The sequence below is a fragment of the Microbulbifer sp. ABE4_465 genome (assembly GCF_056160765.1).
The window spans coordinates 169,670-180,267 of the sequence record NZ_JBSWXV010000009.1; the positions used below are offsets into that span (position 1 = coordinate 169,670).

At 57.0% G+C, this 10,598-nt stretch carries 12 protein-coding genes; 4 read left to right on the plus strand and 8 right to left on the minus strand.

The window, feature by feature from the left end:
- The 3 genes from ACXAG1_RS14425 to ACXAG1_RS14435 are packed head-to-tail and all read right to left on the minus strand — an operon-like array spanning window position 1 to window position 3,150.
- Window positions 1-627 carry a DUF2939 domain-containing protein gene (locus tag ACXAG1_RS14425; RefSeq protein ID WP_475091133.1) on the minus strand — a complete coding sequence of 209 codons (627 nt, stop codon included), beginning with the start codon at window positions 625-627 and terminating at the stop codon, window positions 1-3.
- 22 nt (window positions 628-649) lie between these two features.
- Window positions 650-1,735 (minus strand): M48 family metallopeptidase, encoded by a 1,086-nt coding sequence (locus ACXAG1_RS14430; protein ID WP_475091134.1) that lies wholly within the window; start codon window positions 1,733-1,735, stop codon window positions 650-652.
- A 14-nt stretch (window positions 1,736-1,749) separates the two neighbouring features.
- Window positions 1,750-3,150: a YjgN family protein gene (locus tag ACXAG1_RS14435; protein ID WP_475120079.1), complete on the minus strand. Its 1,401-nt coding sequence runs from the start codon at window positions 3,148-3,150 to the stop codon at window positions 1,750-1,752.
- 305 nt (window positions 3,151-3,455) lie between these two features.
- Between ACXAG1_RS14435 and ACXAG1_RS14440 the strand changes: the two genes are divergently transcribed.
- Window positions 3,456-4,556, plus strand: a complete 1,101-nt coding sequence (locus tag ACXAG1_RS14440; RefSeq protein ID WP_475091136.1) for a hypothetical protein — start codon at window positions 3,456-3,458, stop codon at window positions 4,554-4,556.
- 60 nt (window positions 4,557-4,616) lie between these two features.
- Here ACXAG1_RS14440 and ACXAG1_RS14445 read toward each other — a convergent pair whose 3' ends face one another.
- The 5 genes from ACXAG1_RS14445 to cysK all read right to left on the minus strand — a co-directional run bounded on the left by ACXAG1_RS14445 (window position 4,617) and on the right by cysK (window position 8,167).
- Window positions 4,617-5,213: an outer membrane protein gene (locus ACXAG1_RS14445; protein ID WP_475091137.1), complete on the minus strand. Its 597-nt coding sequence runs from the start codon at window positions 5,211-5,213 to the stop codon at window positions 4,617-4,619.
- Window positions 5,214-5,304: 91 nt separating this feature from the next.
- Window positions 5,305-5,580, minus strand: a complete 276-nt coding sequence (locus tag ACXAG1_RS14450; RefSeq protein WP_475120080.1) for a type II toxin-antitoxin system HicB family antitoxin — start codon at window positions 5,578-5,580, stop codon at window positions 5,305-5,307.
- A 158-nt stretch (window positions 5,581-5,738) separates the two neighbouring features.
- On the minus strand, window positions 5,739-5,945 hold the full coding sequence (locus ACXAG1_RS14455) for a hypothetical protein (RefSeq protein ID WP_475120081.1): 207 nt from the start codon (window positions 5,943-5,945) through the stop codon (window positions 5,739-5,741).
- Between the two features lie 187 nt (window positions 5,946-6,132).
- Complete coding sequence (gene cysQ, locus ACXAG1_RS14460) at window positions 6,133-6,969, minus strand: 3'(2'),5'-bisphosphate nucleotidase CysQ (RefSeq protein WP_475091140.1); 837 nt, start codon at window positions 6,967-6,969, stop codon at window positions 6,133-6,135.
- Window positions 6,970-7,249: 280 nt separating this feature from the next.
- Window positions 7,250-8,167, minus strand: coding sequence for a cysteine synthase A (cysK, locus tag ACXAG1_RS14465; RefSeq protein ID WP_475120082.1), 918 nt, complete (start codon window positions 8,165-8,167; stop codon window positions 7,250-7,252).
- Between the two features lie 172 nt (window positions 8,168-8,339).
- Between cysK and ACXAG1_RS14470 the strand changes: the two genes are divergently transcribed.
- The 3 genes from ACXAG1_RS14470 (at window position 8,340) to ACXAG1_RS14480 (ending at window position 10,333) form a co-directional block, all read left to right on the plus strand.
- The gene (locus ACXAG1_RS14470) at window positions 8,340-9,026 is read left to right on the plus strand and encodes a lysoplasmalogenase (protein ID WP_475091142.1); all 687 of its coding nucleotides are present in this window, start codon (window positions 8,340-8,342) and stop codon (window positions 9,024-9,026) included.
- 61 nt (window positions 9,027-9,087) lie between these two features.
- Window positions 9,088-9,744 carry a GMP/IMP nucleotidase gene (yrfG, locus tag ACXAG1_RS14475; protein ID WP_475120083.1) on the plus strand — a complete coding sequence of 219 codons (657 nt, stop codon included), beginning with the start codon at window positions 9,088-9,090 and terminating at the stop codon, window positions 9,742-9,744.
- A 208-nt stretch (window positions 9,745-9,952) separates the two neighbouring features.
- The gene (locus ACXAG1_RS14480; protein ID WP_231759125.1) at window positions 9,953-10,333 is read left to right on the plus strand and encodes an RNA-binding S4 domain-containing protein; all 381 of its coding nucleotides are present in this window, start codon (window positions 9,953-9,955) and stop codon (window positions 10,331-10,333) included.
- The last annotated feature ends 265 nt before the right edge of the window (window positions 10,334-10,598 follow it).

Below are 10,598 nucleotides of genomic sequence, written 5' to 3' on the forward strand. Positions count from 1 at the left end.
TTATTCTTCCCCGGAAAGTTCGTCTAACTGTCGGATATCCACCAGCTGCCAGCGCAGGCCTTTGCGCTGCAACCGCAGTTGTACCAGCTCTTTATCTTCACGGTTGCCACACATAACTTCCACTGTACTGTGACCGACAAAGTACCAGTGCTCAAGCTGCCAGTGATGATCGTGATCGGTGCCACTTCCACTTTCGGAGTTCGCGTCCCCGGAGTGCCGCGAGGTGTCATTTTCGTCAGGGCCCTGACGCCGCTGCCCGGTTCCGAGATTACTTAACTCTCGCTCTAACTCCCGCCAATCTCGCTGCCCCTGAATCAACTGGGTAATCCCCTGCGGGCTGATCAGGCGCTCCAGTAATGGGCCGAGAAACAGGTCGGCACCCGCATTGAACAAGTCTCCGAGCTCCGGAGGTAAATCACCACCCATGGAACGGTGCATTTCTTCCTGAAGACGCCGGCGAATATTACTGCGCAGCTGGGGGAAATCCACGTAGCGCTCCAGCCTGGCGGCATCGTTGTGCTGGGCAGCCTCAATGAGCTGGCGGGCGGAATACCACGGCAGTGCCGCGTATGCCATGATCAGGAGGAGCAGTACCAACCCGAACCGCAGTAACCATTTTGCGCTCATGAGTACATCTCTTTTCCGGTATCTATTCTCGGTCACGGGTGAGCGCGATACGCTCTTCAAGATGGGGATGCGTACTGAGGTATTTTAACCAGTTGGCTTCCTGATCCCTTGCAGTGTCGGCATTGCCACCTGCGGTTTCGTCATCAGTAATGTCACAGGTGCTATCGGTTTCGCAGTGCTTACTGAGATAGAGCTTGGTCAGCATATCCGCGAGGGCGTCGGCGGAGTGACCACGCTCACGCAGCATACGTACCGCGTAATCATCTGACTCCAGCTCAAACTGTCGCGAGTAGGATAGCTGGCTAAATACCACCGGTGCGGTCAATAGCAAGTCACCCAGTGCGGAGACCTCTCCGGTAATCAGGGCCAGCGTCAGGGAAAGGGCCGACCCCTGTATCACATGGCGCAGTGAATGACGGTGCGCAACATGGCCAAGTTCATGGCCGAATACCGCCAGCAACTCTTCATCGGTATCTGCCAGTGCGATAATTTCATCGGTAAAAATAATCGTGCCATCCGGCAAGGCAAAAGCATTCGCCCCCTGGTCTCCACCGCGATAGAAGCGCAGTTTCTCAATCTGGTATTCCGGCGCAAACGCCTGGAAAGTGTCACGGATTTCCTGCTGCCGCTCGAGGCTTAACGCGGTTTCCTCGAATTGAAATTTCTCGAGGAATAACAGGGTTTCCTGTGCGGATCGATCCAGCAGATCCGCAGGCATCCGCTCGGCCAGTACCTTGCTGCCGACCGGCACGCCCCAGACAAAATAGCCCCAGATCAGTGCCGCCACCACCACCGTGGCCATGAGCACCATGCCGAGACTGTTTTCCAGACGGTGAATAAGTGCAAATCCACGGCCACCCAGGTCACCGCTCAGGCGGTCAAGGTGTTCATGGTCATCGCTTTCAAACTGGCCGGCTTGATCGGCAAAATGAAGGTATCGCGGTGTGCGCCCGAGCCTGGCGGACAACTTCAGCTGGCTGTGGGGTGCGCGCAGGATTTCCCGCCCATCCACACACAGGTATACCCGTCCTTCCAGGCAACGCAACTCTGCAGGCACAACGGCGCTGGTCGCGCCGTCCTGCCATTTTCCTTTGATGATGTATTGCATGGTATACGGATTTCTTAGATGCCCACTTCCATATCAAACACATCACCGAACTCTTCACCAAAGGCGGATTCATCCGGCTGGCTGATCGCTGCGAACTTATCCAGGTCCTGAGCTACATCCACTGCGGTGTGCTCGGCGGCATAATGTGCAACACGCACCTTGGCCCAGGGAATAAACAGCCCGAGAGTGACCACGGTCAACAGGAAGTTGGTCACCATCAGCAATCCGAAAGACTTCATCTGGTAACGGGCCTTGAAATCGTTATCCGCCAGGCTGGTGTTGTTGAAAATCAGGTTCTGCATGTTGGTGACGAAGTACAGGATACCCGCCGCGTAACCAGCCAGGGCAGCAACACCGGAAAGAACACCCAGCGGCGTATAGATCAGCGCCAAGACCACCCCCACCAAGGAACCGGCAATCAGCCCTGCCAGACCAATGCCGATAGCGATAAACACCAGTCCGTAGAAATCTCCGACCTTGGCACGGAACGCAAAGCTCTTGTTGCCGTAGCGGTGGTTATCAATCACATACTGCTTCTGTTTATAGAGCATAAACGGTGACAGCAGACCGAGGCTCAGCGAAGCCAGGATTGGCCAGCCGAGAAAATTTATTAGCGCATCGGTGTAGCGGCCCACAAACCGGAAGCGGATATTGCGGTAGGTACTGTTGCGGGCATAGAACGCAAAGGTGCGATTCAACACCCAGGGGAAAACAAAAATCAAACCAATGCTCAACAGAATACCCGTCATTGGCGAGAAGTTATAAATCGCCGTTAAAGCCAGCAACAACCCAAGGGCAATCAGGCGGCCGATAAGCATTTTCTTTGGATCCGCGGTAAACGCGAAGCTGGCGTTGTCCAGGCTGGTGTTGCCATAAAAATACTGCGCATTTCGCACCTTGGCCCAGGGTGCATAGAGGCCCAGGGTCACGATGGTCAACAGGATATTCACAATCCAGATCTTGAAGTATTCGTACCCGTTTCCGGAAAACACAAATCCGATATGACGCTTGCCTTCCGTTTCGCCACCCGCGCTGCCACCGCCGGGTGGTACCTGGCTGGCCTGTGGTGACGGAGCATCCACGGACTGGCGCTCTGTAGGGGTCGATGATGCCGCACTGGTTACCTCTTCGGACGAATCTTCGCCGGCTTCCATCGGCTCCAGTGCCAATGCCTCTTCGCGCACACTGGCAACGGCACGCCGCGCACCGATACCGAGATCCGCCAGCTTGCGCTCGTAGCGCTGGGCGAGGTCTTCGGGAATATCGCGCTTCACCACGGTTGGCGCACTGGCAAACATCTGCTGCGCGCGCTCTTCACTAATGCCCGCGTAACGGGCCAGCGCCGCAACGGCTTCGTGCTGGCTTTTCCCCCCAACCGCTTCACCGGTAATTTCAATATTGTATTTATCGTTCACTGATCATTCCTTGTTCGATTCTTTTGTTTTCTGCATTCGCCCTTCAATGATGCCACAAGTGATCAGGGTCACCTATTGGGCGGCGGTGTGAGGGTCATCCTTCGGCCCAAGCCTGCCGCGGCCGGAGAGGGTGGGGCATTTCGTCGCACTCGCTTTCGTCTGTTTGGGGCACTGGTAGCCTGTGCTACTGGGTACTGGGTACTGGGTACTGGGTACTGGGTACTGGGCAGAACCGCTAATACGACCATCAACGCCCGCTCGGTCTGTCGACCGCGTGGCAAAGCTTGCATAACAAGGAATCAGCAATGAATCGCCATGGGAAGCTTCTCACTTACTCTGCACCACTAGTTCTCGCGCTCGCCAGCGGGAGTATGCCTGCACTGAGCCATGACACGGCGACACCAGCGTACCTGCCTGAAAGCCACGCGCCGGCGGGGGTAATGGCAGATCACCTGCACCAGCAGGGGGAGTGGATGTTCGGGTACCGCTACATGCGCGAGGACTACTCCGATCTGTATTCCGGCTCCCAAAAAACCACTGCCGCGGCGGCAGGCCACGCAGGCTACTCCATGGTGCCCACCGGCATGGCGATGGAAATGCATATGCTCGACATCATGTATGCGGTCAGCGATAACCTGACCCTGATGTTTATGCCCCAGACCATGTCTATGGATATGACCATGTCGATGACCGGTGCAGGCCACGACCATCATATGGGCGGCATGGGTGAAATGAGTGGGATGGATGGAGATGGCATGGGCCACGACATGGGCATGCACGGCAGTCACAGCCACGGAACCAGCGGTACCGGAGACACGGTGGTCGCGGGTCTGTTCCGCCTTGTGGATAACCGCGGCTACAAGCTTCACGGTACGCTGGGGGTCAGCGCGCCCACCGGCGATGTCGATCTGAAAAACGCCGACGGCACCTTTGTACACTACGGTATGCAACTGGGTACCGGCACCTGGGACCTGATGCCCTCGGTAACGTACACCAGTGGGCACGAGCAGCTCAGCTGGGGGGCTCAGGCCACTGCACGCCTGCCCATGCAGGACGAAAACGATTCCGGCTTCAGCTTCGGCGAACGCTATGGCGCTACCGCCTGGGGGGCCTATCGTGTAGCTGACTGGGTGAGCGTATCCGCGCGACTGGGTTACACCAAACAGCACGACATCAACGGCCACTACAACGGCCCCCACAATCACGCCAGTCCGTCGGACTTGCAGGAAAATTACGGGGGAGAGTTTGTGGATGCGGCCGTGGGCGCAAACCTGGTGCCACAGTCAGGGCCATTTGCCGGTGTGCGACTGGGGCTGGAATGGACCAGCAGTGTATCCGCGCACTACAACGGATACCAGCTGGGACGCGATGACGGTCTCAATATGAGCCTGTCTTACGCACTTTAAAGATTTGAGAAGGGGCTGCCCGATGCTCTTGCCATCGGGCCCGCTTTCAGATGATTGCGCTCAGAAGCGATAACTGAAGTTGACCGTGAGTGTGCGCAGGTGCCCGAGATCAAAGCGCACATCGTCGACACCATCGTAATAATAAAACTTGGTGTCGACATCGTTGTAGTTGTACTCGATGGATGTATCGAAGTCCTTGGTCCAGTTGTAGCGGTATCCAACACCGGCATTCCAGTAGTTATCGTCGGCGCTACCGTCGAGGTCGTAGATCAATCCGCGGCGCTCGATGGTATCCACATCAAATTCACCGTAGTTCCAGCCGACCATCCAGTAGAGACACTGCACATCGCAGCTTACGGTGAAATCTACCTTGGCGCCGATACCCCACTGATCCACCGAAACGCTGCCGTCATCAAAGCCCGTATAGCGCAGCTCCACCTGCCAGATACCCGCGTCCGGGGTTACACCGATACTGGCGTACCCGGCAAAGTCCTGCTCATCGTTGATTTGCAGTTCACCCACACCAAGACCCACGGTGCCAACAATGTGGTATTCACCGTTACAGTATCCATCGATGGGATTGTTCCACTGCGCCAGCGCACTGCTGGAGGCCAGAGCGGAGGCGAACAAAGCGAGAGCAAATACCAGTGCTTTCATTATTTGACTTCCCTGTTTAACCGCGCAGAAACCGGTTTGCCAACGGTATCAGCGCATGCTTACTAAAATCCGTGTTTTGATTGCTTGCGTTTCAGGAACGGGGGCTGAAGGCGTTCTGTTCGATATCGATAATGGCCCATACGCCACCGGCGAAGGCAGGATTATTCCGCAGCTTTTCCAGGTCACCGGGTTCCGGTGGCGTGCCACCCGCGTCCTGAATTTCGTCGAGCCGGCCGGCAATCGTTTCCGCCATTTTCTGCAGTGCGGCTTCCAGTGTTTCTCCGTGGCAGTGGCAGTGGGGCAGGTCGGGCGCAATGGCACCGTAACCGGCAAATTCAATATTGTGTACCACAACCGGATAACGCATGGGCTTTCTCTTTTAAGTTAACTTTTATCCCACCAAGCGTAGACCCAATTGTTCGAACGTGAAAAAAATTCTCGGCAAAGAAAAAAATGCGCGACGCACGCGTCAAAAATTGCGGAAATAATCACCGCAATAGAAATATTTTCCTGCGGAAAACGAAATTAACGAGGTATGCGCCCAAGAAGCGCTCGACGGGAAAAGATCATTTCCCGGTAGGTTTGTCGCAGCGAATGGTCTGGCAACTGGTCTGAACCGTGCAGGTCCTGCATCTGGCGCGACAGCCAGGTAATCTCTACTTGCAGACGCTGACGCAAATAGCGGGTTTCGGTTTCATTGATGTTCACATGGGCAGCGCGGGCACTGGTCATAGCTTTACCTCCCTATCCCCGTTTCGAATGAAGCAGACGGATGGAGCAGGTGGATGGAGCCGGCCACCGCCAGTTGCTGACGTTAAAAGCAACGGCGACGGGCGGGTATACGGTAAAGCCTAGACCAGTTTTGCAGATTTCACCGGAGCAACTATCTGCGGGGCAATTTAGCCCAAAAAAGAGAGCCTTAGCCCAGCAGAAGCGCCTTCCAGTCAAAGGACCGGTCGCCAATCACATAAAAGAACGGGTTCAGCAGCTCATCTTTCTGGTTGTAGCGCAGCAACTCGAACTTGTCGTCCACCACTACACCCCCAGCGGCTTCCACCACCGCCTGCGCCGCCGCCGTATCCCACTCGCAGGTCAGCGCCAGACGCGGATACAGATCCGCCGCACCTTCTGCCACCAGACAAAGCTTCAGCGAGCTGCCCATATTCTTAAGCCCGGTCTCACCCAAGGTGCCCTCAATACGCTCCAACAGCGCATCCACCGCACCAGCACCGTGACTGCGGCTCGCCACCACCTCGATCGGCTGCTTCGCTTCCAGACGCGGCTGCATCGCCCGCACAGAAATCGTCTTCTCACCAGACGCATCGCGCTTGATCGCCCCCAGGGACTTCGCGCCCGCATAGGTAATATCCAGCACCGGCACATGCACCACCCCCAGCACCGGCTCACCGTTCTCAATCAGCGCCACATTCACCGTGAACTCACCGTTGCGGCGGATAAACTCCTTGGTGCCATCCAGTGGGTCGATAATCCAGTAGCGATCCCACTGACCGCGCACATCGTAAGAAGGCATTTCGCCCTCCTCAGACAGCACTGGCACCCCGTCCAGCAGCTTCGCCAGCGCCGGCTCCAGAATCTTGTGCGCCGCCAGGTCCGCGGCGGTTACCGGAGAATCATCGGACTTGGTATCCACCTCCAGCTCACCACTGGCGTTGTACACCTCCAGAATCGCCTCGCCCGCCTCCGCTGAAATGGCGATGACCTGATCCAGCAGTTCCCTGCTTACTACGTTTTCCATGATTCCCCCGATACAGTTTTATTCGAATACAACTTGGGTCGACGAGAAGGTGGTGATACCGGGTACAGCCTTGCGAGACCTTCTGCGAGAGGGACCTCGCAGAAGAGCCCCCATGGATGGATTCACGGGGGGGCCGCCTAGGTCGTGTATCGCAAGGCTGTACCCGGTAGCGCCACCGCCACTCAAGTGGCCGACGACCCGAAAAAAAGAAAGGCGAGATTATACGCAGGCCCGGGCGGGATTTGGGGATTGATCCCGCCAGGCCAGAAGGGAGGGTAATTTACGCGGAAAAGAGGTCTTCGATAGACAGGTAGCGCTCACCGGTATCATAGCTGAACACAAGTACCCGGCTGCCCGGGGCCAACTCCTGCTCCTTCTGCTTCAACGCCGCCAGCGACGCCCCGGAAGAAATCCCGATAAAGATACCCTCCTTCAACGCACACTGACGCGCCATCTCAAAACTGTCTTCTTCAGACACCGGAATCGTCCCATCCAGCATCGCCTTGTTCAGCACCTCCGGCACAAAGCCCGCACCAATGCCTTGCAGCCGGTGCATACCTTTCTCCTTGCCCGCAATCACCTGCGACTTCTCCGGCTCCACCGCCAGCACCTGCAGATTCGGCATCGACTCTTTCAACACCTCACCACAACCCGTGATATGCCCACCGGTACCCACACCGGTAATCAGATAGTCCAGCCCCTCCGAAAAGTCCGCCAGAATCTCTTGGGCCGTCGTGTTCTTGTGCGCCGTCACATTCGCCGGATTGATAAACTGCTGCGGCATCCAGCTGTTCTCGTGCTGCGCCAGAATCTCCTCTGCCTTCGCGATCGCCCCCGGCATGCCGTTCTCTTTCGGGGTAAGCACCAACTCCGCCCCCAGTGCCTTCATGATCTTGCGCCGCTCCACCGACATCGACTCCGGCATGGTCAGGATCAGGCGGTAACCCTTCACCGCCGCCACCATAGCCAGACCGATACCCGTATTGCCGGAGGTCGGCTCAACAATCACCCCGCCGGGCTTCAGCGCGCCCGATTTCTCCGCATCCTCAATCATCCCCAGAGCAATCCGGTCCTTGATACTGCTGCCCGGATTGAAACGCTCCACCTTCATCCACACCTCGATATCGTCGCGGAAGAGGTTGTTGATACGTACGTGGGGCGTATTGCCGATGGTTTCGAGGATGTTATTGGCCTTCATCTGTCGCTCCTTGAATGGACAAAAGGGATGGCGTGTTTAAAACCTGATATCAGGATACGGAATGGGTGGTCGAAAATGTCACCCGGCGCGCAATTGTACGGCGCGGCACTTTCGCGAATACTCGGGCAAGAATACCCCCCAAAGCAGCAAATATAAAAAGATGGATAAAAACATGACGACGTTAGCGATGGAAACCCGCCCCGTAAACCGCTCGCAGCAGGCACCGCTGGCCCTGCTTGCCCTCGGTGCCCTGGTGTATATGACCCTGGATGCACTGGGCACAAGCGCCCTGTGGATGGCGGCACTGAAAATCGTGCCCATTGGCGCGCTCTTCTGGTTGGCTGCGACCTCGCTCGGCGGCACGACCCGATTGCTCGCACTGGTCGCTCTTGGCCTGTCCGCCACCGGGGATGTACTGCTGGCCATTCCCTTCCACAACCACTTCGTGTTCGGCCTGGGCGCCTTCCTGCTGGCCCAGCTCACCTACGCCGGCAACTTCCTGCGCAACCTCCAACTGGGTAGCCGCCGCTTCGCCCTGCGCGGCACTGCGATTGTGATCGCGGCGCTGCTGCTGGCCCGACAGGTACTGCCCAGTGCCGGCGCACTGGCGTTGCCGGTCGCGTTTTACATTGTGGCGATCGTGTTTATGGCGCTGTCTGCCGCAGCCCATCGCAGCGGTTCCTCGCTGCTGTTTGCCGGCGCGGTCACCTTTATGGTCTCCGATGCGTTGATCGCGCTGAACCGCTTTGTGGACCCGATTCCGCTGTCTGGCACCTGGATCATGCTGACCTACTATGCCGCTCAGGCGCTGCTGGTGATCGGCCTGATTCGCGCGGATTTGGCGGCCAGAGAGGCTTGAGGGCATAATGGGCGACCATTTTTTGTGCAACTGCGGGCCAGGGCCCGCGGAATAGGTAGTTATGCTGGACTGGAGCCGGATCGATACGGTGCTGCTGGATATGGACGGCACCCTGCTGGATCTGCATTACGACAATCACTTCTGGATGGAACATTTGCCCCTGCGCTATGCGGCGGCAAACGGTATCTCTGTGGTTGAGGCGCAGCAGCTGGTGATCCGTATGACCGATGAGTTACGCGGCACCCTGGACTGGTATTGCCTGCGGTATTGGTCGGATGTGTTGAAGCTGGATGTGCCGGCGATCTACCGGGAGATCGAGGACCGCATTGCGCTGCGCCCGCACACGGACAATTTCCTGCGCAGCCTGAGAGAAATGAAAAAACGCGCGCTGCTGGTGACCAATGCGCACCCAGATGGGTTGAGCCACAAGCTGGAAATTACCGGGATTGATCAGTGGCTGGATGAGATTGTTTCCTCCCACGATCTGGGCCACGCGAAGGAGAGCACGCTGTTCTGGCATTCGCTCCAGGAGCGCCAGCCGTTTGACCCGGCGCGTACGCTGTTTGTGGATGACAATCTGCATGTGTTGGGTGCGGCGCAGGAATATGGCATCGAACATCTGCTGTGTATCCGCCAGCCCGATAGCAAGAGCCCGGTCCGGGAAATTACCGAGTTTCCGGCGATTCATGATTTTGATGAAATTTTAGTGGCCCGCTGAATCTTCGTGACAGCTCCGTCTTGACCTTTTGTGGCGGCGGAACATCGGGTGCGGGTTTTCAGGACCGCTACAAGTACATCCCTGTAAGCTGCGTGAGCGACGTCCCTGTCGCTCACGCTCCTGAAAACCCGCACCCGACGCTCCGCCTTCAATCGAATATTTTTACTTCGTAGCGTTATTCGCTCTGAATGGGTTCAGTTTTAGCCTGATGGAAAAAGTACGTATCGATAAGTGGCTCTGGGCCGCGCGATTTTTTAAGACCCGCAGTATTGCCAAACAGGCCATCGAAGGCGGCAAGGTGCATGCGGAAGGGCAGCGGGTGAAAGCCAGTAAGGAAATTACTACCGGCACACTGCTGACCATTCGCCAAGGTTGGGATGAAAAAGTGGTGGAAGTGCTTGTACTTTCCGACCAGCGCCGTGGTGCGGATATCGCACAGACGTTGTATCGGGAAACCGAAGACAGTATTGCCAAGCGCGAGCAGTTCGCAGCGGATCGCAAGGCGAGCAACGCAAATATTTCCCACGAGCGACCGAACAAGAAACAGCGTCGGCAGATTCATCGATTCCTGCGAGAGTCGCAAGACTAATACACTCCCTGCCACCCCCACTGGATGCCGGGTCAAGCCCGGCATGACGATGAAGATTTCACCATACGCCGTCATCCCGGACTCGATCCGGGATCCAGCGCTACGAAGTGCAGAAGCTAAATGCTAAGGCCAGGTGCCGGGTGACCCTTTTCAGGAGCGTCGGCGGCATGGACGCCGCCGACGCAACGTACAGGGATGTATTCCCAGCGGTCCTGAAACCGTCTCTTCTACCCACCTCCCAGCCCACAAGACCCACCCCACAATC

Excerpts from the sequence above, each read along its gene's own strand:
- ACXAG1_RS14425 (WP_475091133.1), bottom strand. The coding sequence starts at position 627 with ATGAGCGCAAAATGGTTACTGCGGTTCGGGTTGGTACTGCTCCTCCTG.
- ACXAG1_RS14430 (WP_475091134.1), bottom strand. The coding sequence starts at position 1,735 with ATGCAATACATCATCAAAGGAAAATGGCAGGACGGCGCGACCAGCGCC.
- ACXAG1_RS14440 (WP_475091136.1), top strand. The coding sequence starts at position 3,456 with ATGAATCGCCATGGGAAGCTTCTCACTTACTCTGCACCACTAGTTCTC.
- ACXAG1_RS14445 (WP_475091137.1), bottom strand. The coding sequence starts at position 5,213 with ATGAAAGCACTGGTATTTGCTCTCGCTTTGTTCGCCTCCGCTCTGGCC.
- ACXAG1_RS14450 (WP_475120080.1), bottom strand. The coding sequence starts at position 5,580 with ATGCGTTATCCGGTTGTGGTACACAATATTGAATTTGCCGGTTACGGT.
- ACXAG1_RS14455 (WP_475120081.1), bottom strand. The coding sequence starts at position 5,945 with ATGACCAGTGCCCGCGCTGCCCATGTGAACATCAATGAAACCGAAACC.
- cysQ (WP_475091140.1), bottom strand. The coding sequence starts at position 6,969 with ATGGAAAACGTAGTAAGCAGGGAACTGCTGGATCAGGTCATCGCCATT.
- cysK (WP_475120082.1), bottom strand. The coding sequence starts at position 8,167 with ATGAAGGCCAATAACATCCTCGAAACCATCGGCAATACGCCCCACGTA.
- ACXAG1_RS14470 (WP_475091142.1), top strand. The coding sequence starts at position 8,340 with ATGACGACGTTAGCGATGGAAACCCGCCCCGTAAACCGCTCGCAGCAG.
- yrfG (WP_475120083.1), top strand. The coding sequence starts at position 9,088 with ATGCTGGACTGGAGCCGGATCGATACGGTGCTGCTGGATATGGACGGC.
- ACXAG1_RS14480 (WP_231759125.1), top strand. The coding sequence starts at position 9,953 with ATGGAAAAAGTACGTATCGATAAGTGGCTCTGGGCCGCGCGATTTTTT.